General features: G+C 47.0%; 16 protein-coding genes and 1 tRNA gene. 5 read left to right on the forward strand and 12 right to left on the reverse strand.

Going from position 1 to position 24,656, the window contains the following annotated elements:
- Positions 1–3: 3 nt before the first annotated feature.
- Together EFB08_RS05600 and holA are read right to left on the reverse strand one after the other, a co-directional pair.
- Positions 4–3,033, reverse strand: coding sequence for a tetratricopeptide repeat protein (locus tag EFB08_RS05600; protein ID WP_123125935.1), 3,030 nt, complete (start codon positions 3,031–3,033; stop codon positions 4–6).
- Positions 3,034–3,255: 222 nt separating this feature from the next.
- Positions 3,256–4,308: a DNA polymerase III subunit delta gene (gene holA, locus EFB08_RS05605; RefSeq protein WP_123125936.1), complete on the reverse strand. Its 1,053-nt coding sequence runs from the start codon at positions 4,306–4,308 to the stop codon at positions 3,256–3,258.
- Positions 4,309–4,598: 290 nt separating this feature from the next.
- Between holA and tyrS the strand changes: the two genes are divergently transcribed.
- Positions 4,599–5,903, forward strand: coding sequence for a tyrosine--tRNA ligase (tyrS, locus tag EFB08_RS05610; RefSeq protein ID WP_123125937.1), 1,305 nt, complete (start codon positions 4,599–4,601; stop codon positions 5,901–5,903).
- Between the two features lie 174 nt (positions 5,904–6,077).
- On the opposite strand, the gene EFB08_RS05615 is transcribed toward tyrS, so the two are convergent.
- Both EFB08_RS05615 and EFB08_RS05620 read right to left on the reverse strand, forming a co-directional pair.
- Entirely contained in the window at positions 6,078–6,266 is a 189-nt protein-coding gene (locus EFB08_RS05615; RefSeq protein ID WP_062545226.1) for a histone H1, read from the reverse strand.
- Between the two features lie 112 nt (positions 6,267–6,378).
- The gene (locus tag EFB08_RS05620; RefSeq protein WP_123125938.1) at positions 6,379–7,617 is read right to left on the reverse strand and encodes an aminotransferase class I/II-fold pyridoxal phosphate-dependent enzyme; all 1,239 of its coding nucleotides are present in this window, start codon (positions 7,615–7,617) and stop codon (positions 6,379–6,381) included.
- Positions 7,618–7,822: 205 nt separating this feature from the next.
- Here EFB08_RS05620 and accC point away from each other — a divergent pair, with 205 nt between their 5' ends.
- Entirely contained in the window at positions 7,823–9,325 is a 1,503-nt protein-coding gene (gene accC, locus EFB08_RS05625; protein ID WP_123125939.1) for an acetyl-CoA carboxylase biotin carboxylase subunit, read from the forward strand.
- Positions 9,326–9,491: 166 nt separating this feature from the next.
- On the opposite strand, the gene bshB1 is transcribed toward accC, so the two are convergent.
- From bshB1 to EFB08_RS05670, 8 genes are all read right to left on the reverse strand, one after another.
- Positions 9,492–10,220 carry a bacillithiol biosynthesis deacetylase BshB1 gene (gene bshB1, locus EFB08_RS05630; protein ID WP_123125940.1) on the reverse strand — a complete coding sequence of 243 codons (729 nt, stop codon included), beginning with the start codon at positions 10,218–10,220 and terminating at the stop codon, positions 9,492–9,494.
- Positions 10,221–10,228: 8 nt separating this feature from the next.
- Positions 10,229–11,152 carry a M23 family metallopeptidase gene (locus EFB08_RS05635; protein ID WP_227006231.1) on the reverse strand — a complete coding sequence of 308 codons (924 nt, stop codon included), beginning with the start codon at positions 11,150–11,152 and terminating at the stop codon, positions 10,229–10,231.
- 237 nt (positions 11,153–11,389) lie between these two features.
- Positions 11,390–12,334 carry a thioredoxin-disulfide reductase gene (trxB, locus tag EFB08_RS05640; RefSeq protein WP_123125941.1) on the reverse strand — a complete coding sequence of 315 codons (945 nt, stop codon included), beginning with the start codon at positions 12,332–12,334 and terminating at the stop codon, positions 11,390–11,392.
- Positions 12,335–12,695: 361 nt separating this feature from the next.
- Entirely contained in the window at positions 12,696–13,559 is an 864-nt protein-coding gene (locus EFB08_RS05650) for a sigma-70 family RNA polymerase sigma factor (protein WP_048920485.1), read from the reverse strand.
- 203 nt (positions 13,560–13,762) lie between these two features.
- The gene (pnp, locus tag EFB08_RS05655) at positions 13,763–15,913 is read right to left on the reverse strand and encodes a polyribonucleotide nucleotidyltransferase (protein ID WP_123125943.1); all 2,151 of its coding nucleotides are present in this window, start codon (positions 15,911–15,913) and stop codon (positions 13,763–13,765) included.
- 141 nt (positions 15,914–16,054) lie between these two features.
- The gene (rpsO, locus tag EFB08_RS05660; protein ID WP_062545232.1) at positions 16,055–16,330 is read right to left on the reverse strand and encodes a 30S ribosomal protein S15; all 276 of its coding nucleotides are present in this window, start codon (positions 16,328–16,330) and stop codon (positions 16,055–16,057) included.
- Between the two features lie 111 nt (positions 16,331–16,441).
- Positions 16,442–17,854: an LptF/LptG family permease gene (locus EFB08_RS05665; RefSeq protein WP_123125944.1), complete on the reverse strand. Its 1,413-nt coding sequence runs from the start codon at positions 17,852–17,854 to the stop codon at positions 16,442–16,444.
- Between the two features lie 97 nt (positions 17,855–17,951).
- A complete protein-coding gene (locus EFB08_RS05670; RefSeq protein WP_123125945.1) occupies positions 17,952–18,347 on the reverse strand; it encodes an START-like domain-containing protein in 396 nt (131 codons plus the stop codon).
- A 133-nt stretch (positions 18,348–18,480) separates the two neighbouring features.
- Here EFB08_RS05670 and EFB08_RS05675 point away from each other — a divergent pair.
- The 3 genes from EFB08_RS05675 to EFB08_RS05690 form a co-directional block, all read left to right on the forward strand.
- Positions 18,481–18,554, forward strand: a tRNA-Met gene (locus tag EFB08_RS05675).
- A 1,810-nt stretch (positions 18,555–20,364) separates the two neighbouring features.
- The gene (locus EFB08_RS05680) at positions 20,365–21,969 is read left to right on the forward strand and encodes a T9SS type A sorting domain-containing protein (protein ID WP_123125946.1); all 1,605 of its coding nucleotides are present in this window, start codon (positions 20,365–20,367) and stop codon (positions 21,967–21,969) included.
- Between the two features lie 1,099 nt (positions 21,970–23,068).
- Positions 23,069–24,656, forward strand: a 1,588-nt coding sequence (locus EFB08_RS05690; RefSeq protein WP_133306557.1) for a hypothetical protein, incomplete at its 3' end; no start/stop codon positions are given.

Genomic DNA, 24,656 nt, shown 5'->3' on the forward strand with positions numbered 1-24,656 from the left:
GTCTTATTCTTTAGGAGTGCTGGTAGAAGGTGTAACACTGTTTTCTAATTCTGCCAGCTTGGCTTTTGCTTCGGTTTTGATTTCTTCCAGCGGGGAGTTCTCAATAATTGAATTCAAAGTGGCTTTCGCCTGGAAGGCTTCGTTCTGCGCCACATAGATGTCTGAGATGAGCAGGAAGGTTTTGCCTAACCAAAGTTCATAATCACCAAAAGTCTTCGGGAAATTTAGGGCATGTTCCAGGGCTTCCTTGTTTTTCTTTTGTTTGAAGTAAATCTCAGAAAGCATGTAATGCGCTTCGGCCCCGTTGATGTCGGTTGCTGAGGTCGCTGCTGCCGCGAATTCTTTTTCAGCCTGGTCTAAACGCCCCAAGGCGTAGCTAGCCTTCGCTCTGAAAAGCAAGGCGGAGTTATAGGCGTTCAGGGTAGCGTTGCCCCGCGCAATCAGGTCATCGGCAATTAAGATGGTGTTGTTATAGTCGCTGGTGAAGTAAAAGCTCTTCATCAGACCCATCAAGGCATTGGCCTGCTCCTTCTTGTTTGTGGCCAAATCGCGCAAACGAGAGTAGAAATTGGCCGCCTCGGTGAAATTGCCGTTCTCAAACTCCATATCGGCTACCCGTTGCACGGCTTTGGTCAGGTACTCCGATTTCCCTTCAATGGCTACCTCTTTCAGGCTGTGTAAGGCATTTGCTTTGTCATCGCTCCGGAAGTAAGAATCTCCCAGGAAATAACGGGCATTTGCCCCCGAGGCGCTTGCGGGGTAGTTTTTCAAAAAGGCCTCAAATTTAGGAATAGCTTGCTTGTACTTCTCGTTAAAGTAAAGAGACTTAGCTGCTTCAAACTCTACACTTTCTAAAGCACCGCTTTCAGGATTGGCGGTTTTAAATTTCGTCAGGTACGTATCTAGCTGTTCCGTTTGGTTAGCGGCTCCCAATGCTTCCTGTAAACTGTACAGGGCACTGTTAGCAACTTCATGGGTTGGGTACTGGTCAATTACCCTTTTGAAATCAGCTACCGCTTCATCTTGTCTCCTTAAATTCAGGTAAGCGACCCCGCGTTTCTGCAAGGCATTTGGCACCAGGGTACTGGAAGAGTAACTATCTACCAATTGGGTAAATGACGCAATGGCCGGAGCGTAGTTGGAGTTTTCGAAATCGATGATCCCTTTCTGGTACACAGCATCATCGGCGTAACGGGATTTAGGGTATGACTTCAGCAAGGTGTTCAAACTCTGGATGGCCTGGTCTCTTCTGCCGGTCAGGTTATAAACCACCGACTTTTGGAAGTTCACGTAATCTGCATCCGGTGTTTTGTTGGACAAGGCCTGGTCGTAGTAACTCAAAGCCGAGTTGTAATCCTTAGTCACATAGTAACAGTCTGCCAGACGGATCATGGCATCAGCATAGTTTGGGTTGCCTGCTTTGATGGTGTTGTCGTTCAGGTACGCTTTGAAGTGCACTAAGGCTTTGTCGTACTGCTTCTCATTATAATAAGCATATCCAATGCCATACCGCGACTTCACGTAGAACTCGGTTCTGCCAGAGTTCACCGTCTGGAAAACTGCACCGTAGCTATTGATCGCCTGCGGCCAACGCTGCCCAATGGAATACGCCTCGCCTTTCAGGAAATTACTGCCTGCTTCAATCTCTTTGTTGTAAGGAAAACCCAGGGATTTGTCCAGCATGGCAACGGCTTGTTGGAACAACTGGTCGTTGTAGAGTTTCACCGCTTGGTAATAGGTTACCCGCTGGTAAGTTTCGTTGATCCGGTGGCTGCGCTTAGGCAGTTTCTCAATGTGCTGGATAGCCTCCAGATAGTTGGTGGAGTTCAGGTAAGCCTCGCTGAGGATATCGTCTACCTCGCCGCCGAACCTTGAATCGGGGAAGTCTTTGTTGAACGAGGCCAGGGAGTTGATTACCTCCGAGTTGTTCCCCAGTTCATAGTTTAGCTGCGCGTATTTCACGGTAGCCCCTTCCTTCACATTCTTGTCAATGTTAAGCTTGCGGGCTTGGTCAAAGGCACCCAAGGCAAATTGCTTGTTGTTGTCCTTGAGGTAGCTCAAGCCTAAATGGTACGACGCATTCTGCCCTAGGGAATCTGATTGGAACGCAACCGCTTTCAGGTTCTGGATGGCGCTCTTGAAATCATTGTTCTTGAAATCAGTGATCCCCATTTTGTACTGCACCGTTTTGTCCAGGGTCTTTTTCCCCTCGGCGTAGCTCTTGAAGTATTTCGCGGCGTTTTTGAAGTCGTTTCGCTGAAAGTAGGCATCACCTACCAGAACCTCAATCTCTTTGGGGTTCTGCACCGGCGGGCTCAACTGCAATGATTTCTCGCCGTAGCTGATCACCTCCTGAAAGTTCTTCTCTTTATAGAGCACCTCTGTGAGCATGTACGGCACTACCGGACGGTAATTTTCGTCTTTCTCGGCTACCTGAAGGTCCAGTTTAGCCCCAATGTAGTCTCCCTCGCGGTAAGCCAGGTAACCGGCGTAGTAGCTGGAGGCGTACGTGTATTTGTGGTTTCCTTTTTTGTTTCGGTCGAAAAGCTCCTTTGCCTTGGCGAAGTTCTTCTTGGAGAAATAGGAATACCCCAGTTTGAAGTCTGATTCTTTCAACTGCGCGTCATTCAGACGATCGGCCGGGGCTTTCTCCAGGTACTCAATGGCCTTGTCGTATTTTTTGCTGTCAAAGAAGGAAGAGCCTAATTCAAAGTAAGCCGTAGCTGCCTTGGGGTGCGCCGGGTACCGTGAAGCAAACTGCAACACCAATTGCTCAGCATCTGGGTGAAAGAGGTGTAGGCCGCTCACCGCGTAATAATACTGGGCATCTGCGGTCTTCTGCGGATCACCGATTAGTCGGATGTACTCAGCAAAGGCTTGCTGGGCAGCCCCAAACTTCTCACGGTCATATAACTCCAACCCTTCCTGGAAGAAGCGCTCCTCAGAACGGAAGGTCAGCGGCTGCTGTGCGTGCGCCACCTGAGATCCTCCCAGCAAGGCGGTTGCCAAGGCTAACTTGTGCGGTAGTTTCATAGTGAATTAGACTTAAGGCCGCCGGGTCTGGCTCGGCAGTAAAATTCTGCTTCGCTCCGACTGGCCTGTCCTTCAAAATTAGAAAAAATGCGTGGAAGCGACAGTTTATTTTAATTGCCCGCTCCTACGTCCGAACGATAATATAGTAGTTTTAGCATGAAGCTCGGCTACAAAAATTCCTGTTTTAGAGCCTTCTTTTCCAAAACAGCCCCGAAACGGAATTTAGGTTAGCACCGGCACCGGATGCAGCATCTTGAACACCAATTCTTTCAGGATGGCTGCATCTGACATGGCGCCTCCCTCAATGCCTTTGCTCTGTAAATCTGCCTGATGGATAAACCCGATGATCTGCAGCACGCGGCGGTACGGGTACACCCGAAGGGCCTGCAGGTACTCTTTAGCCAGAAATCCGCGGTTGCCCAGCTCTTTAGCTACGGTTTGCTCTGTGATCTGGGGCAACAGGTGCAGCGTCATCAGCTTGGAGTAAAAGGAAAACAGTAACACCAGGTTAGGAATCAGCGGATTATCCTTCGGGTTCGATTCAAAATAATTCAGGATGCGGTTGGCTTTGAGCACATCTTGCCTTACCAGCGCATTCTGCAGTTCAAAAATGTTATATTCTTTACTGATGCCGATGTTCTCCTGCACCAGCTTCTCGTCAATGGTTTGGCCGGGCTTCAGGTTTATGGCCAGTTTCTCGATTTCGTTCGCTAAACGGGAAAGGTCAGAGCCGATGTACTCGCCCAGCATCATCACCGCCTGGGGCGTGGCCATCAAGTTTTTGGTCTTGATGAACTGATTGATCCAGCCGGGCACCTGGTTGTCATAGAGCTTCTTGGTGGTAAGGAAGACCGCCTGCTTACTCAGCAGTTTCCCCAACCGCTTACGGCCATCTACGGTTTTGTGCTTGTGACAGAACACCAGGATGGTAGACGGCAGAGGGTTGTTCAAATATGCGTCCAGCTGTTTGGCAGCGGGATCTTTCTCCGGATCGGCCTCCAGATTGGCCAGGTTCTGCGCCTCCTTCACAATCACCACCTGCCGGTCAGACATCATCGGGAAACGCTTAGCCTGCAGCAGCACGGTGGAGACATCGGTGTCCTTGCCGTACATCACCACCTGATTGAAGCCCTTCTCCATGTCATTCAGGGCGTGTTGCTCAATGTAATCAGAGATCAGGTCAATGTAATAAGGCTCCTCGCCCTGCAGGAAGTACACGGGCGCGAATTCACGATTCTTGAGTTGCTTCAGGATGTCATCTGCGGTAAGCGCCATAGACCAGGGTTTTGGTGGGAGGTTGTAACGGAACGAGCCTGCAATTTACCTAAAATTAGTTTTTAGTTGGCAGTTATGCCTTGTTAGTTGTCTGTGTTTAGATTTCTCCTAAACCCCTCCAAAGCCTCTGTTTTCGGCTCGGTTTTGGAAAAAAGCCTTAAAAGAATGCGCAGACCATCCTCAAGGACTGTTTCCTTTTTCTGAAATCTGGAATGCTTTCCGCTAACAACTGATAACCGACAACTAAAAACTAATTTGGGTATATTTGGCCCAAGTTAATTTGAAGCCACATGAATTTAATAGAAGAACTGCGTTGGCGCGGCATGTTGCAGGACACCATGCCCGGCACCGAAGAACAACTGAACGCAGGCATGACCACGGGCTATATAGGCTTTGACCCTACGGCCTCTTCCCTCCACATTGGTAACTTGGCCACCATTATGCTGTTGGTACACCTACAGCGGGCCGGCCATAAACCAATCGCGTTGGTGGGCGGTGCCACGGGCATGATCGGGGACCCTTCCGGAAAATCCGCGGAACGTAATTTGTTGTCTGAGGAGGTGCTGCGCGCGAACCAGGATGGTATTAGAAAGCAGTTAGAGAAGTTCCTGAAGTTTGAAGGCGTAGAAAACGCCGCCGAGATCGTAAACAACTATGACTGGTTCAAGGAGTTCTCGTTCCTGGATTTCCTGCGCAACGTAGGCAAGCACCTCACGGTGAACTACATGATGAAAAAGGAATCGGTGCAGAAGCGGATTACCGCCCAGGAAGGCGAAAACGGTGCCGAAGGCCTCTCCTTCACCGAGTTCTCGTACCAGCTGCTCCAAGGCTACGATTATTACCATCTGTACAAACACAAAAATGTGAAACTACAGATGGGCGGTTCTGATCAGTGGGGAAACATCACCTCCGGCACAGAACTCATCCGCCGGATGGAAGGCGGCAAAGCCTTCGCCCTCACCACTCCCCTGGTGACCAAAGCCGATGGCAGTAAATTCGGGAAGTCTGAGAGCGGTAACGTGTGGTTGGATCCTAACATGACTTCACCTTACAAGTTCTACCAGTTTTGGCTAAACGTAGCTGATGAAGAGGCTGAGAAACTGGTAAAACGCTTTACCCTGCTCACCCAGGAAGAGATTGAAGCCTTAGTGGCCGAACACCAACAAGCGCCGCACCTACGTGTTCTGCAGAAAGCCCTGGCAAAGGAAGTGACTACTACCGTGCATTCCACCGAAGATTACGAAAGCGCGGCGGAAGCCTCCCAGATCCTTTTCGGGAAGGGTGACCTGGAGACTTTGCGCGGTTTACCGGAGGCTACTTTGCTGGCTGTTTTTGAAGGCGTGCCCCAGATTGAAGTTTCTAAAGAAAGCCTGGGCAACGGAACTCTTTCGGTGGATTTTCTTTCTGACTTGACCCAGAACCAGATTTTTGAATCAAAAGGCGAGGCAAAGAAAATGATCCAGAACGGGGGCGTAAGCATTAACCGTCAGAAAGTTGCCAAACCAGACGAGGCGCTTTCCCAGGATTTCCTGCAGGGCAAGTACCTGGTGGTACAGAAGGGGAAGAAGAATTACTACCTGGTGAAAGCCATCTAAGTCCAGATCAGGTCTGCTTTAACCGTAAAGTACAAAAAAAGAGCCTTCCGTTTAGGGGTCGTTTTCAGCAAACGGGCCCCTAAACGGAAGGCTCTCATCTTTGGAAAAGAATCAATAAAAAAGGTGAGCTTTTGGGCCCACCTTTTTAAAAATATCTTATCTCAAAGCAACTTACTATTTGGCAGCGCCTTCGCTGTTTTTCATGTCCTGAACTTCCTTACGGATATCCTGGGCCATGTTTTTCAGATCTTGCATGCCTTTTCTTACACGAGTACCAGCAGCGGAGTTCTTCTTGTCATAGAATTTCTCGAAATCACCTTCTAGAGAAAGAACCAGATCCTTAAGTTTGGAAAAATTGTTCATTAGAGCTTGTTTAAATGGTTTAACATGTCGTTTAATGGCTCTAATATAGGAATTTTATAATAAGGTGCAAAAAAATTAGCGGTTTGTATTATTTTATTAACGAAGTACGATTTTAGGCCGTTACCGATGATTTAGTATAAAGACCTTTATCGAGTTTGGCCGAGATGGCTTCAAAGGCGGAGATGGTCTCTGCCACATCCTCCAGCGTGTGCGCTGCAGTAGGAATCAAACGTAGCATAATCACATCTTTAGGCACCACCGGATACACCACAATAGAGCAGAAAATATTATAATTCTCGCGCAGATCCAACGTAAGAGCCGTAGCGTCAGGTATTTGGCCGTTCAACAACACAGGCGTAACCGGAGAGTTGGTAGTTCCAATGTTGAAGCCTTTCTCACGCAAACCAGATTGCAGGGCGTTTACCACTTTCCAGAGGTTGTCTTTCAACTCGGGTTGGGTGCGCAATAACTCCAAACGCTTCAGGGCTCCTACTACTAAGGCCATAGGCAAGGATTTAGCGAAGGTTTGGGAACGCATGTTGTAGCGCAAATACTCAATCACTTGCTCATTGCTGGCCACAAACGCACCAATGCTGGCCATAGATTTGGCAAACGTAGAGAAGTAAATATCAATCCCGTCCTGAACACCCAGGTGTTCGCCGGTACCGGCACCTGTTTTTCCCATGGTTCCAAAGCCATGTGCATCATCAATGAAAAGGCGGAAGCTGTATTTCTCTTTTAGGGCTACAATCTCCTGCAACTTACCCAAGTTACCGCTCATGCCAAATACGCCTTCGGTGATCACCAGAATGGCTCCGCCGGTTTCGTTTGCCAAGCGGGTGGCGCGCTGTAATTGTTTCTCCAGACTCTCAAGGTCATTGTGCTGGTACACGAAGCGTTTGCCCTGGTGCAGACGTACGCCGTCAATAATACACGCGTGTGACTCGGCGTCATATACAATCACATCATGGCGGTCTACCAGTGCATCAATGATAGACACTACTCCCTGATACCCGAAGTTCAGCAGGAATGCGTCTTCTTTTTGCACGAAATCAGCTAATTCACGCTCTAAACGCTCATGGTTATTTGAATTACCAGACATGATGCGGGCACCCATCGGGAGAGCCATTCCATACTCAGCGGCACCTTCAGCATCGGCTTTACGCACTTCCGGGTGGTTGGCCAAGCCCAGGTAGTTGTTCAAGCTCCAGGTGAGGACTTGTTTTCCCCTAAAGGTCATGCGCGGGGCAATCTCGCCCTCCAATTTAGGGAACGTGAAGTATCCGTGCGCGTAGTGAGAATGGCTGCCAAGCGGTCCGCGGTTGGCCAATAACTTTTCAAATAGATCCACTTTAGATATTGTTAAGGCGGTTAATGATGTGAAGGCAGTGAAAGTACCTTCTGAAATCAATAATTTATAAACCTAAAAGGTAGGCAAATTTACATCGATTGTCATCAATTACAAAGTCAGTGCCAGAATGCTGAGGTAAAATCACCTTTTAACTTTGGCCGGAATGGGCTTTCTTTGAAGAACGAACCGAACTGTACCTGCCTACATGAAAAAAATTGAAAAGCTCCTGGTCGCTAACCGCGGTGAGATAGCCTTACGAGTAATGCGTTCTGCCCGCGAGATGGGCATTAAAACAGTAGCTATTTATTCTGAAGCCGATCGTCAGGCCCTCCACGTGCGCTACGCCGATGAGGCGGTTTGCGTGGGACCTCCTGCCTCTAGCGCTTCTTACCTGCGGGGCGATGTGATCCTGGACGTTTGTAAGCAGTTGGGGGTTGATGCCATTCACCCCGGGTACGGATTCCTTTCAGAAAACGCCGGTTTTGCTCAACAGGCCCAGGAAGCCGGCATCACCTTTATCGGACCATCGCCTGAAGCCATTGAACTGATGGGCAGCAAGCTGGCCGCCAAGGCTGCGGTAGCTAAGTACGACATTCCCATGGTGCCCGGCACCGAGTACGCCATCACCGACCTGGAAGAAGCCAAAGTCATAGCCACCAACATCGGGTTCCCCATCCTGATCAAAGCCAGTGCCGGCGGCGGCGGAAAAGGCATGCGCGTGGTAGAGCGCGTAGAGGACTTTGAAGAGCAGATGCAGTTGGCGGTAAGCGAAGCCACCTCGGCCTTCGGGAACGGAGCGGTTTTCATAGAGAAATACATCGGGTCACCTCGTCACATTGAGATACAGGTTTTAGGCGATACGCACGGGAACATTGTGCACCTGTTTGAGCGGGAATGTTCCATTCAACGCCGGCACCAGAAAGTGATTGAAGAAGCGCCCTCAGCGGTTCTTACCCCTGAATTACGCTCCGAAATGGGGAAATGCGCCGTAAACGTGGCCAAAGCCTGTGACTACGTGGGCGCGGGTACCGTAGAATTCCTGCTCGACGAGAACATGAACTTCTTCTTCCTGGAGATGAACACCCGTTTGCAGGTAGAACATCCGGTTACGGAGCAAATCACCGGCTTGGACCTGGTGAAAGAGCAGATCAAGATTGCCCAAGGTGCACCTCTCTCCTTCTCCCAGGATGACTTGACCATCAGCGGCCATGCCATGGAACTACGGGTTTACGCCGAAGATCCCACCAACAACTTCCTGCCAGACATCGGGACCCTGACCACCTACAAACGCCCTCAAGGTTTAGGCGTACGCGTGGACGACGGTTTTGAGGAAGGTATGGAAATCCCGATCTATTATGACCCGATGATCGCGAAGCTGGTGACTTTTGGCAAAGACCGCCAGGAAGCCATTGAGAAAATGATCAGAGCCATTGACGAATACCAGATCACCGGTATTGAAACCACTCTGTCTTTTGGCCGGTTTGTAATGGAACATGAGGCCTTCCGTTCAGGCAACTTTGACACCAAGTTCATTGAGCGTTACTTCCAGGACCCATCGGTTTTGAAACCAGCTCCCACCCAGGACGAGGAAGCCATTGCCGCGGTACTAGCCGCTTTGTTTGCTGGACAAACTAAGAAAACTATTGCCTCTACTTCAGTAGCCCCAACATCTACAGTGTCTGACTGGCGGAAGAACCGTTTAAAATAGGCTAATTTGTTTATAGGCCATTTCTGGAAAAATGGCTCAAAAACGATTTTGATAAAAGCGAAAGCCCGACTGATTAGCCGGGCTTTCGCTTTTTTATTTCTAATGATCTATTCTGTTTTTAAGCTGTTTTTGGAAAAAGAGCCTTAAAGCCAACTCTTACAATCCCTTATATCAAATCAAAGAGGTTGCTCACCCCTATAAAACGTTCACGGGTAAATCCCTCTCCGTAAGTGGTACCAATGGCATGGCCCAACTCCAGTGCCCGGGCTTCGATGAACCGAAGGAACTCAGGTGAGGAAATATAGGTAGCAGGTTCGTTGCTGTCAGCGGTTTCCTGGGTGAAGAACTGGGTTTTAAAGGCTCTGATTGCCTCTACTTTCTTTTCCCAATACGGGGTGATGTCTACGACCAGATCCGGGGAGATGAACCGGTCCTGGATGTAGTGGTACACCGCCTTGGGGCGCCAGGCTTCCTGCTCATTGCCTTGTTGGTCTAAGGTCACAATCCGGCGCAAACCCGAGTAGAAACAAGCCTCAGAAACCAACTGGCTGCCGCGCCCATGGTCTGGATGTCGGTCATGGATGGCATTCATCAGCACGATCTCCGGTTGGTACTTCCTGATCGCCTGAATCACGATTCGCTGGTGTTCCTCATCGTTCCGAAAGAAGCCATCAGCCAACCCCAGGTTTTCACGGGCATCCAGATCTAAGATCCTGGCTGAGTCAGCGGCTTCCTGGGCCCTGGTTTCAGGGGTGCCGCGGGTTCCAAGTTCCCCGCGGGTAAGGTCTACCACCCCTACTTTTTTCCCTTGGGCTTTATGGGCCAGCAACGTGCCTACGCAGCCCAACTCCGCGTCATCTGGGTGTGAGGCAAATGCCAATAAGTCTAGTTTCATGCTGCTGCCTATTTTATGCGGAGGTTACGCCCCAACCGAAGGGTGGTTCTAGTGGAGATATGGTTCAGGCGGGTAATCTGAGATACCGGTACCCCGTACTTTCGGGCAATGGAACCCAATACCTCGCCACTTCTTACTTTATGGTACACCACTCTCCTGGCCCGGCTAGCCCCTGAAGAGGAAGACTTTTTCTTGGCTTTGTTATAGTAATTAAAGAGAGCCGAGGTGATCTTGAAATTCTCTCCTTTTAAGAGGTACTCGGGGAAATTATACATTTCCTCAGGGTCAATGGGGTTCCCTTCGTAGCGTACCTCATAATGCAGGTGGGGCCCGGAACTACGGCCGGTGCTTCCGCCCCAACCAATCAACTGACCCGCTTTCACGTATTGCCCTACCTTAGCAATAGGTTTGCTTAAATGGCCGTAAACCGTCTCTAACCCGTTTACGTGGCGTACCACCAGGTAATTGCCGTAACCGCCTCCGTCCCATTTAGAGATTCGGATTACCCCGTCAAAAGCAGTCTTCACTGAGTCGCCGGTATCCAGATCCAGGTCAGTGCCGTAGTGCCAACGATAGCCCCGGAACCCGAAATCAGAAGTAACTGGGGTTTTCACCAAAGGCATTTTGTAGCCGTGCTTTTTGTCGTAAAGCTGCAGGGCAATAGTGTCCTGAATTTTACGACCGTCTTTGCGGTAAGGGTTCAGGTTATGGGTATCCCAGATGGCGTAGTAAGCCGCTATTTTCACCCAGGCACTGTCATCCATTTGGATCTGTTCAGACATCTCCACAATGCTCTGCTCACCCAGGTTCAGAGAACTGGTGTCTTCGCTGACAATGGAGAGTTTCTTTACCGGGTTAAACTCAGCCCGGTTGGGTTTATCCTTGTCTTGCAGGGTCTCCTGCTTTACCTCCACGGTTGTCTCAGGCTTCACAGCCTTTATCTTGGGAGACCTCTTTCTGAAAAAGTCTTTATTGGTTCTTTTCCTCTGCGCCTCGGCCATGTGCCCCGAAAATGTGAAGGCGGCGAACAGCAGAAAGAAAAGTAGCTTCCTAATTAACATTTACTATCATTAATCACCAGAACCAGCGTTTTCCTGGCCCGGCTTTAAAACTGAACAAGCCCCTATTTTATTGCCTGAGCAACTGATAGCGGCTTGTTCTTCCTTTATTTAATAGTCCTCAAGGGAGGCTAAGTACCGCTCAGCGTCCAGGGCGGCCATGCAACCCGTACCTGCTGCCGTTACCGCCTGCCGGTAAACGTTGTCTTGTACATCTCCGCAGGCAAATACTCCATCCACATTCGTTTTAGAGGTACCCGGAATGGTTTTCAGGTAACCACTTTCGTCATGCTGCAGGTAAGGCTGGAAGATCTTTGAGTTTGGTTCATGCCCGATGGCCACAAAGAAACCTTTTACGGCAATCTCCCGGGTCTCCCCCGTTACGGTGTTCTTCAGCCGCACTCCTTCCACGCCGTGCTCACCCAGAATCTCATCGGTCACGCTGTTCCAGAGGATCTCAATGTTAGGCGTATGCTTCACCCGGTTCTGCATAATGATAGAGGCGCGCATCTCTTCGCGGCGCACAATCATGTACACTTTAGAGCAAAGGTTAGAAAGGTAATGGGCTTCCTCGCAAGCGGTGTCACCGGCTCCCACAATGGCCACTTCCTGACCACGGTAGAAAAACCCGTCGCAAACGGCGCAGGCAGAAACACCGCTTCCGTTCAATCTTGCCTCTGACTCAAGGCCCAGCCATTTAGCTGATGCACCGGTGGCAATGATGACCGTATCTGCTTCAATTTCTTTCTGCTCATCAATAGTCACTTTATGCGGCTTGCCGGAGAAATCAACCGAAGTTGCAATGCCGTACCGAATGTCTGCGCCAAAACGGGCCGCTTGCTGACGGAAATCTTCCATCATCTGGGGGCCATTTATTCCGGCTGGGTAGCCGGGGTAATTCTCAACGTCGTTGGTAATGGTCAACTGACCACCAGGCTGTAAGCCTTGGTACATGACCGGTTTCAAACCGGCACGTGAGGCGTAAATTGCGGCGGTGTACCCGGCAGGGCCGGAACCTATGATCAAACATTTTACGCGCTCCTTTTGGTTATCCATATCAGGTAATAATTTGGGAGTGCAATATTACGAATAATTTTAAAGACACCGGCAGCAAAGCCATTTTCCAATGCCCTCAAATGAAATTTATCAAAGGTAATCTCTTGAACATCTTGCCTTTGCAAAGCATCAGGCAAGATTAAGCTCACTCTGAATAGAACAAAATAGAGGAAGAAAGGATTCTCCTTCTTCTTCAAAAAGACGTTAGACACCAATTTTCTTAAAGGGTTTAACCCAGTTCTTGCTTTTGGATTCTTTTCAGGAAACTGCCCTTAAAACAGGTATGGCTTTTTATACCCTGTGAAAACAAAAAAGCCCTGGCTTCTAAAGAAACCAAGGCTTTAACTCAATGTTTTGTCAATTATCCCAAGTAAGGTTTTAAAGCCTTGCTGCGGGAAGTATGGCGTAAACGACGGATGGCTTTCTCTTTGATCTGGCGAACACGCTCACGGGTCAGGTTGAATTTCTCACCGATTTCTTCCAGGGTCAGGGAATGCTCCCCGTTCAACCCGAAGTAAAGGGTGATCACATCGGCTTCACGCTTGGTCAAAGTAGAAAGGGCACGTTGTACTTCTTTGCGCAAAGAATCGTTCATCAGGCCGGTATCCGGAGACTCTTCGTCTTCGTTTTCCAAAACGTCCAATAAACGGTTTTCTTCGCCTTGTACGAAAGGAGCATCCACGGATACGTGGCGGCCGGAGATCTTCAGAGTGTCTACCACCTCGGCAGTAGTCAGTTCCAATACCTCGGCAATTTCTTCTGGAGATGGCTCACGCTCAAACTTCTGCTCCAGTTCTGAGAAAGACTTGGAGATTTTGTTCAGGGAACCAACGCGGTTCAACGGAAGGCGCACAATTCTGGACTGTTCGGCCAAAGCCTGCAGAATAGACTGACGGATCCACCAAACGGCGTAGGAGATGAATTTGAAACCACGGGTTTCGTCAAAACGCTTAGCTGCTTTGATCAAGCCTAAGTTACCTTCGTTGATCAAGTCACCCAGGGAAAGCCCCTGGTTCTGGTATTGCTTGGCCACCGACACTACGAAGCGAAGGTTGGCTTTGGTTAATTTCTCGAGGGCGAACTGGTCGCCTTCTCTGATGCGCTGGGCAAGCGTTACCTCCTCATCTGGGGTGAGCAAGTCCACTTTACCAATCTCCTGTAAATACTTGTCAAGGGATTGGCTTTCGCGGTTGGTAATCTGCTTGCTTATTTTCAGCTGTCTCATTGGAGTGTATTTCTATACTGTGTAAATCTCTGTATTGGTTAGCTGCTGGGATAACACCTCCCTAGGCTCCAAAAGTTCTCTTAACGCGAAAACACCTGCTAACTCTCCGTGTTTCAGGCCTGTTTTCCTGAAAACAACCCTAAAACCCGGCCCCACTCGTTCGGGGATTGAACGTGTTTGGCCGGGTTAGAGATGTTGAAAGCTTAGTCTTTTTTAGGAGCCGCCTCAGTACGCTCCGGGCGGGGCAACAAGGCCTTGCGAGAAAGCTTGAACTTGCCGGTCTTCGGATCGATGTCCACCAGTTTCACCTGGATCTCTTCACCTAATTCCAACACGCCTTCCATGCTTTCCAAACGCTCCCATTTCACCTCAGAGATGTGCAACAGACCGTCTTTTCCCGGCATGAACTCCACGAACGCGCCGTATGGCTGGATAGATTTCACTTTACCGAAATAAGTATCACCCACTTCCGGAACAGCCACAATTGCCTTGATTTTAGAAACCGCCATTTGCATTGCTTCCTGGTTCGTGGCGAACACATTCACGTAGCCTTTGTCGTTTTTTTCCTCAATCTGGATAACTGCACCTGAATCACGCTGAATCTGCTGGATTACTTTACCACCTGGTCCGATGATGGCTCCGATGAATTCTTTCTCAATAATAATATTGGTAGAACGTGGCGTATGCGGTTTGAAATCTGCGTTTGGCTGCGCGATGGTTTTGTTCATCTCACCCAAAATATGCAAACGACCGTTTCTGGCTTGTGCTAAGGCTTGGCCCAGAATCTCAAAGGAAAGACCTTTCACTTTAATATCCATCTGGCAAGCAGTGATACCTTTGGCAGTACCAGTCACTTTGAAGTCCATGTCCCCTAAGTGATCTTCGTCACCCAGGATGTCAGACAGAACGGCGAAGTTCCCAGACTCCTCGTCCATGATCAGACCCATGGCAATACCGGAAACTGGAGCAGAGATTTGGATACCAGCATCCATCAAGGCCAACGTACCGGCGCAAACAGTTGCCATAGAAGAAGAACCGTTAGACTCCAGGATATCAGAAACTATCCGGATGGTGTATGGGTTCTCATCTTCTGGGGGCAATACTTTCTTCAAAGAACGCATGGCCAGGTTCCCGTGTCCAACCTCTCTACGGCCAGTACCGCGCATAGGCTTGGCTTCACCGGTGGAGAATGGAGGGAAGTTATAGTGCAGCATGAATTTGTTGTAGCCAGAGAACATGGCTCCGTCAATCATCTGCTCGTCTAATTTAGTACCCAAGGTCACGGTGGTCAAAGACTGGGTCTCACCGCGCGTGAACACGGCAGAACCGTGCGCCGATGGCAGGTAGTTGATTTCTGACCAAATTGGGCGAATCTCATCCAAAGCACGGCCATCCAGACGACGACGCTCTTTCAGAACTGCGTCACGTACGGCTTCTTTCTCGGCGTCATGGAAGTATTTTCCAATCAACGTAGCATCATAAGTATGATCTTCTGGCAACCCAGCCACAAATTCTTCTTTGATGGCTTTGAACGCTTCTTTACGCTGAGCTTTCACGTTGTTCCCGGAGGCTGCAACTTGATAGGCCTTGTCATAAACCGCTTTGAAGATAAGCTCTTTCAGCTCCAGGTCGTTGGTTTCGTGGCTGTACTCGCGCTTAGTAGTGTTACCTACTTCTTGGGCAAGTTCAATCTGAGCCTGCACCTGTACCTTGATGGCATCATGGGCAACTCTGATGGCTTCCAGCATGTCTTCTTCAGACACTTCGCTCATCTCTCCTTCTACCATGGCTACGCTGTCAGCAGAACCACCAACAATCAGGTCAATGTCAGCGCGCTTCAGGTCAGAAAGCAAGGGGTTGATCTGGAACTGACCATCAATGCGGGCAACACGCACCTCAGAGATTGGTCCGTTGAAGGGGATATCAGAAACCGAGATAGCGGCAGAGGCCGCCAAAGCAGCAAGGGCATCGGGCAATACTTCTGCATCGGCAGAGATCAGGTTGATGATTACCTGGGTTTCGGAATGATAATCGTCTGGGAACATAGGCCGCAGAATACGGTCTACCAAACGGCTGATCAGGATTTCGTAGTCAGAAAGGCGGGCTTCTCTTTTCAGGAAACCACCCGGGATTTTACCGGAAGAGGCGAATTTTTCTTGGTAATCAACGGAAAGAGGCAGGAAGTCTACTCCTTCGCGGGCGCCAATGTTTGACACCACGGTAGCCAACAGCATGGCATTTCCGCATCTTACCACCACAGAACCGTCTGCCTGTTTTGCAAGCTTGCCGGTCTCAATAGTAATATCACGGCCATTGGCCATGCGGATAGTTTTATTTATTGCGTTATATGACATCGTTCTTGAAATAAGATGCAATCAAAGTAAAAGGCACCCACAGGCAGAGAGCCAAGGGCGCTAAGAGCAAGAAGGGAAAGCAGAGGCAATAAAAAAGATTAGGGAATCCCGTTTATGAATTCCCTAATCTTTCTATGTGGATTATTTACGAATGCCTAGTTCAGCGATGATCGCGCGGTAACGCGTAATGTCGGTCTTGGTCAGGTAATTCAGTAATCTTCTTCTCTTACCAACTAACTTCAAAAGACCCAAACGAGTGGAGAAGTCTTTTTTGTTTGATTTCAGGTGTTCTGTCAGGTGGTTAATCCGGGCAGTAAACAAGGCGATTTGTGATTCAGCAGAACCGGTATCGGTGGCTGACTTTGAAAAACCGCTGGTTTGGAAGATTTCTTTTTTCGCTTCGGTAGTTAATTTCATTGCGTGTAACTGTACTTTTCTTTTTATCGCAGTTCAGATTATAAGGCGCAAAGTTAGCAAACAAACGCTTATATTCAAATATTTCAACGGAATAAAGCGAATGAATTTGATTTAATGAACCTTGGCTCGTTTAAACCTGGCGGTAAGTTTTCGCCAGAAGTCAAATTCCAGCAGGCTTGAGTCATTGCGGGCCTGGAAAAGGAAGAAAAGGCCTACAGGTAGCAAGATCAGATTAGCGGCCCACATGCCCATCACCACCGGTGCCACTCCCTCGCGGCCCCATTTCTCGCCCAGGATACTCAGCACATAGTACACAATGAAAAAGGCGATGGAAATAATCACCGGCATGCCCAACCCTCCCTTTCTGATAATTGCCCCCAATGGAGCACCAATCAGGAACATGATGAAACAGGCAAACGCCTGGGTGAATTTGCGGTAGATCTCAATCTCGTAGTTGTTGCGCTCGCGTTGGATGGTGGTTAACCTGGAGGCGTAGGAACTGGTAAAGCTTTTCACATTGCGGGCAGCGTTTGACGCGGCCTGCACATCCTGCAACAGTATTTCGGGCTTGGTAGCCTTTGCTTTTACTTTGATGTTGAGGGTATCACGGGTTTTCAGGCTGGAGAAGTGCGAAAAGAAAGGCCGAACATTGGGCTCCAGCAAGGTGGTTTCCTTGGTGATCTGTTTCTGCAGCGAGTCTGTGACCTGGGTCAGCTGATTGATGTTCTTCATCATCTTGTTATCCGCAAACCACTGGGCATTGCTGCGGGTCATCTGAAAAGAGGCCAGGTTCACAACAATCTTGTTTTTGGAAAAAGCCTGCCGAAGGTAGCCGGTGGTCTGGCCAAACCCGTTAGAAGAACTGGGCCTTTCTTCAGCAAAGGTTTTCCCGTCAAACATCTCCAATACCAGGTACTGGTCATTGAACTGAGTGTACATTTTGCCCGAATCTGCTAACATGACCACGGCATTTCCCTGTCCGTTTGAATGGTCATAGATCATGATGTCTTTCAGGGTCTGCCCGTCTTCGAACTTCTTCCCTACCCTGATGCTGCGGTTAGGCAAGCCGTTGTAGAATGAGCCCTCTTTCAGGTCAAGGGACGGTTTCTTTTGCCGGATGTCCCACATAAGGCTGTAAGCCTTAAGGTTAGCTTTGGGTACAATGGTGTTATGGAAAAAGAAAGCCGCAATGGTGAGCAGCACGGCAAACAGGAAAACCGGACGCAGGGCCCGCACCAGCGAAATTCCAGAGGTTTTGATGGCGGTTAGTTCATGGTGCTCTCCCAGGTTTCCGAAGGTCATCAGGGATGAAAGCAGGATTGCCAGCGGAAAAGCCATGGGCGCCAGGTTCAGGCTGAAATAGAACAGCAGCTCCGAAATTACGGCCACCCCTAGGTCCTTTCCAATCAGGTCATCCAGGTACTTGAGGATGACCTGCAGCAGCAAAATGAACTCTACTACGGCAAAGGTGAGAACAAAGGGCCCAATGAAGGACTTAAGAATAAGTTTATCTAATTTTTTCATGGAGTGTCACCGCTTCCCTCAGCACAGACCGCAGGTTGATGTTGGCCGGCTTTTAAGGAAAAGTGGCCCAATTTACAAAAAGCGGCGGAAAGGCGGGCTATCCTCCTATCAACTCTCGCAAAGTCAACACCTGGTTGTCCCAGAGCTCGGTTAATTGTTCAACGTCGCCTACATCTGTATAGTCTACAATGCGCAGGAATTGTTCCTGGGTAAGCTCCCCAGATTCAATGGAGAAGTCTATGTAGCTATAGTCGTGCGAGGTTCCCTTGTTGGTTCCCGGAAAGGTGAACCTAACCGATTTGTTTGTCCTGTGGCTGGTCATCTCCGCGATATGTTCCTGGTTATCCCAAACCAGGTTATACTTCCGGTCTCCGATCTGCTTGGCGGCGTCACATAACCATTGGGCAAGTCCGGAAGCGGTACTCAGGTAAGGGTACAGCATCTTTGGCGAGGCATTGAGAGGATACTCTCTCACAAACTTTATTTTACTCATAGGACAATAAAGCTAAAGGGTAATAGGGTTAAGTATGGATCGGGGGCGGATATGTTCTCAATTAAAGGAAAATATTTTATACAAAAAAACTTGTGTGGTTATAAATCTTTCGCCTACATTTGCACCACAATTCGGCGGGGTAGCTCAGATGGTTAGAGCGTAGGATTCATAACCCTAAGGTCGGCAGTTCGATTCTGCTCCCCGCTACAAGTCAAAAATCATTTTTTGCTAAAAAGCCTTCAAACTACCTGGTTGAAGGCTTTTTTCGTTTAGCCCTGCCTTCAAAAGGAAGCTTTCAATTCTTAGTTTAAGAAAAAACAGCCGTTGGTTATATCAAAGAACTAAGTAAAACCTTATTGAAAATGGGATCAGAAAATTAGGCCTAGGAAGTGTCTCACTCCTAGTTAAAACGAGCAGCTATTATTAAGGGAAATGAGCTTCACTTCAACAAAGAAAAGAACCACTTCTTGTTGACCACTTATTTTCTAAGGAGTTATAAATTCCACCCTCGTCGGTTGGCCCCTCCACTACCTGTCCTTTTGATGAAATAAGAACGTTTTGGAGAAGGTATAAAAATAGTGCTGGAGGACACCTTTCTCAAACGCTACAAGAACACCCTACCTTTACTATATCCTTGGTTAGCCAGGAAACGCTTTTGTTGCTGCTGTTCCAAGAAATGGTTTCAACAGTTTAAAGGTTTCAGAAAAGGGGTCAAGAGGGATATGAGCTCAAGAAACCTTCGTCAATAAAAACTTAAGAGAATCTAGGTTCAACTTACTTCCCTTGTTTTTAGCCTGGTTTTAAAAAGCACTCAAAAATCACCAATGGCTTAGCCAGCACAAGGATCTTTCTTCATAAACATCATGGGCTAAGGCAAATCTATCTAGGTCCTAGATTGTAGGAAGTAACAAAGTGGAGCCTCTTTTTAGCCAGGGCAGCTTTCAAGATGACGGCCCACTCTTCTAAAGCAGGGACCTAAACATTTTAATTCTTTGAATTCGCCCAACACCTTCTAGTTTGGGCATTGATTTCCCAAAACGAGCTTTAAACTCCGGGGCAATTCTGTTAAGAGTCATTTCTTTTTGGAGTTGGCTATTCTCATTAATACCCTTAACCATGATTAGAATGGCATCTATTCATCTTTTTACCGTTCCATTAAGTAAAACAAAAGCGGGGTATACCTTTCAGATTATTAAAAACAGGCCTCTTTCCACTTTCCTTATCTAAAGAATTTTAATCCATAAAAATGTTTAAAGAAGTAAGTAAAAAGGTGTTCAATCTTTAAATTACTATAAACCTACCTTAAATAGTTAATTTAACTGAGTTTATGGAGCTTATTAAAATACTATAGTAAAGGACTTATTAAAGGTCTTTATCAAGGATTAATCTACCTCTAAATTTTTATGCAGTAGCTGAGCCTCAAAAAATCAAGAATAAAAACTCCAATTTAATTGAATCTTTATTGTGTCTTTTAACAATTAGAATATAGAGATAAAAAATATTTAACAACTATTGCGGCTTAACATAATAAATACTATCTTAAAATATGCTTTCCAATAAGGCATAAGTATCTGACTCTCCTCCAGTTCCCCCCTTGGAGGCAAAGTAGAAGTTGTAGGCTTCATTAGAATATAAGCACTGTCCGTTTCTCTACCTTACTTTACCGTGGTAGAGCGTTCAACTTCTTAAAAATTTTAGGCTCCACCTTTTTGTTGGGTATGCCCCGCCTCGTATCCAAGACAATTGTTTAGCTGAGGGTTGAAATCCGTTTTCTATCTGAACTTCTAATCTTATAGCATCTTCTGGCAAGAAGCCTTACTGAAAAGGAGTTAAACTAAGCATTTCTTATCCCTTCATTTTAAGTGGTTCAATTCACTTAACCGAAACAAAGTGCTCCAATTCACTTAGCTGAATCTTTGTGACCACTCCAAACCTGGTGCTCTCTTTCATGGAAATAGAACCAGCGAAAATCTACTCCCTATCAAATAATCTATAACATATTAACAAAACTAAAACCATGGTAAATTATTACAATTGTCCAGACAGGGCGAGGAACGCCTTGTTGAAGCAAGCACATGGTCTCTGGAGGCACCTCATGATCCTATTGGCCGCTTGTTTGTTTATCAGCAATCCTGGGGTTTCTCAAACTACTACTTTAGGATACTACGTTCCTTGTTCTCCCCCAATTTGTGCTGCTCCTACCCATCCAACCTGCGAGAACCCATATGGCTCAGTTACCGTCATTAACCCTCCAGCTGGGTCAGGCTACTATTACAGCATCGACGGCGGTCCCTTTCAAGCCTCGGCCTATTTCGGCAAACTGGAACCTGGATACCATTACATTCGTGTCCGGAAAGGCTATGATGGTTGTATTTCTTACCCAACCAAGGTGTATATCAACCCTCGGCCGTACATCCCTGCCGCTCCTACCTGTGTTGTAACTACTCACCCTACTTGCGATAAACCTTATGGCTCCGTTACTGTCACCAACCCTCCCGCTGGTTCAGGTTATTACTACAGCATCGATAACGGTCCTTTCCAGGCCTCACCTTATTTCGGTTATCTGCAACCAGGTTATCACTACATTCGCGTACGTAAGGGCTATCATGGCTGCCCTTCTTATCCTACTAAGGTATACATCTACCCAGTTCCATCTAAACCATACGTACATGTAACCGCAGGCCCTTCTTACTGCCATTACAATGTGCCAACTGTTAGAATCACTGCTACTGCTAGCGGCGGGTCAGGGACTGGCTACACATATGTGTTCACTCGGCCTGATGGATCCACCTTTGCTGATGCAGATGGGGTTATTGAAGTAACCCAACCCGGAACCTATAGGGTTGTAGTAACAGATAGCCGTGGTTGCAAAGCCTATGGATCTGTAACACCTTACTTTGTTCCTTGCAAACCTTACGCTGGATGCTCTCCAGGATATTGGAAAAACCATCATTCGTCTTGGTGCGATAAATACGATCCAAGCAGTTCCTTCTTCGGAGTATTTAATACCTATGGCAACACCGGTGGTTTAAGTTCATCACTCACCCTTGATGGAGCTCTGAATACTGGAGGTGGAGGGTATGCAGCCCTCGCCCGCCAAGCCACAGCCGCCTTGTTAAACGCTTGTAATTACGGGGTAAATTATCCTTATACTGAATACCAAATTAAAACAGCAGTAATTAGCGCATTTAGATATGGAACTGCTACTTTGGGTGGCAAATACTACGGAAGCGTTGAGGCTTTGAAAAACGAATTAGACAGAGCAAACAACCTCGGTTGCCCACTCAATGGTCCTAATAACGCTACCTCTACGAACATCGAATCTTCCATTGCCGAGGAAGGTATTCACAAAGGGTTAAATACTGCAATTGACATCAGTGCTTACCCTAACCCATACACCGAGTCTGCATCCATTAACTTTACAGTACAAAGCGGTGGTGAATACACATTGTTTGTGCATGATTTGAATGGAAGAGTAGTGCAAGAATTAGGCACTGGTATTGCAGAAGCAGGAAAATCCTATGGTTTCATATTGGATACTGACTTACCAGCTGGCCTTTACATTGCTCGCTTGAAAATTGGCAATGAAACTAAAGCAATTAGAATCATGCGCAGAAAGTAGTGTGGTTATAATTCCCATGATTAAGATCGAAAAAGCCGGGGCAAACGCTCCGGTTTTTTTTATTTTTATTATACCTAGTAGAACAGTGCTTTGTATTGCAGTTACTAATTAGTCCAATGGTTTAAAATTTAAAGCACCACCTAGGTAACAATCTACCATTAACCAGTTAAAGTTTTCATAGAAGTTACCTACTTTAATTATAACTAAGTTTTACAAATATTTAACACAAAAGGTTAAACAAACTATTATTTCTCATAAATATTGTTTTATTCCTTAAGGTAGCGCCTAGCTTACAAGTTTTAAAGCTATACCCAAATCATTATAACTTCTTTTAACTACACAATACTAATTTTACTTGGCCAATGGTGTTTATTAGTTAAGGCAAGTTATGGCTGCATTATTAATTTACCCTAAAGAATTATTTTATAAATTTATAATAACGTTTTAAAATAATTAAACTAATCAAAAACACTTGTTAATAACCTTAAACAACAATTGTTTTTTATTAAGTTTTATAACCAATTAGGCATTCATTTGTATAATATATTAATAAACATATTTATTAATTTTTTTATAAAATATCATTGACATTCAATATTTACTTTACTATATTTAGCTATTCTTTCCAGAGGCGACATTGGTATTACAATTTTAGTATTTAATACATTTAAAAATTTTATAAATAAAATATTTAACCGCTTTTAAACCAAAAACTGCTTGCACTTGATGGTTAATTTGAGATTAACTAAATATTGGCTCTACATTTTTATCTATTAAGTAGATTGGTTAGCGGTGCATTATAAAAACAGGAACCTAAATAAATAATTAAATACCCACTAGTATTTTTTAAAATTTACTAGAAACATGTACCACAATAGGTACATTATTTAAAACAGTAGAAGAAATAAAATACTACTTCCTAGCTAAGTAGAAAGATTCCCCCTTATTTATTTTCTACCCTGCAGCCCTATGCCCTTTCACAAAAGAGCCAGGGCTCCTTGCGGCCACCTCTTTCCTGGTTTAGTCCATTTCAGGTTCAGAACCAGCATACCTTCTCTATTCCATATTCAATCTTCTTAATTTTAACCAAACCAAAACCATGGTGAATTATTACGATTGTCAAGACAGGGCGGGGACCGTCTTGTTGAACCAAGTAAATGGCCTCTGGCGGTACCTGGTGGTGCTGTTGGCGGCCTGTTTGTTTATCAGCAATCCTGGGGTTTCCCAAACCGCAACAACAACTTCGGGAGGTTACTACCCTCCCAAGCCCTGCCCACCAATACCATGTATTAACAGAACCCAAACCCAGGGGGGTTGGGGAGCTCCACCAAATGGAGGTAATAATGGAGCTTATCTACATCAGAATTTTCGCTACGCTTTCCCTTATGGGGTAAGGGTGGGCGACATCTCTAATTCTGATAACTGTAACACCGGCAGGGTCCTCACCCTCTCCACGGCTCAAGCGGTTACTAACTTCCTGCCCTCCGGCAGTACTCCCCGAGCTTTAGATAAAAGTTACCTTAATCCAGGCGGGACTTACAGCAACAACTTCGCTGGACAGGTTGTAGCGCTCACTATCTCCGTAGGATTTGATAACAAGTTCCCAAATTTTGGAGCTTCTGATGTTCCTTTGCAGAACATGATCATCACCACTGGCGTGTTTCAAGGCAAAACAGTTGCTTTTGTGCTTGCAGAAGCGAACAAAGCCTTGGCTGGGTGTTCTACAGCCTATTCTATCTCGCAATTGCATGATGCAGTTACAAGAATAAACGAAAGCTTTGTAGACGGACGGCAGACAAGCAATTATATTTTGTGTCCGCCCAAAATTCCTGTAGTCACGTTGAAGTATTGTCCTAAGTTCTGCGTAGGTGACCCCATCTACACCCTTACCGGCGGCTCGCCAGCTGGCGGTACTTATTACATTAACGGCGTGGCTTCAACCACTTTCAACCCAACCACTGCCGGCGAGTACCAACTGGTTTACCAATACACAAATTCCTATGGATGCAAAGCAGAGGCTAAATGCATCATAAAGGTATATCCGAAACCGGAAGTAAAATTGCCTGAGTGTCCTAAGTTCTGCGTGGGAGACCAGACTTATACTTTAACCGGGGGTTACCCTGCGGGAGGAACCTACTACATCAACGGTGTGGCTGCCACAACCTTTACTCCTTCTCAACCCGGGACCTATACCCTTACTTACAGGTATACCAACCCTTATACCTACTGCAAAGGCGAAGCTAAGTGCTATATAAAGGTTTACGAGAAGCCCTACGTGAAGCTGAAGGAGTGTCCTAAATTCTGCGTGGGTGACCCTGTTTATACCCTTTCCGGAGGCTACCCTGCGGGAGGAACCTACTACATAGACGGCGTAGCTGCTACCACCTTCAACCCCACCACCCCTGGAGAGTACACTCTAACCTATAAGTATTCCAACGGTTACTGCGAGGGTAAGGACTACTGCAAGATCAAGGTGTATCCTAAACCAGAAGTAAAACTGCCCGAGTGTCCTAAGTTCTGCGTGGGAGATCCTGTGTACACTTTGAAAGGGGGCGAACCTGCAGGGGGTACTTACTACATTAACGGCGTTCAGGCTACCACCTTCAATCCTACCACTCCGGGCGAGTACTGGCTCACCTATAGGTACACCAACCCTTATACTTACTGCAAGGGTGAGGCCAAGTGCA

The sequence above is a fragment of the Rufibacter latericius genome, from assembly GCF_003721515.1.
Taxonomy (GTDB): Bacteria; Bacteroidota; Bacteroidia; order Cytophagales; family Hymenobacteraceae; genus Nibribacter; species Nibribacter latericius.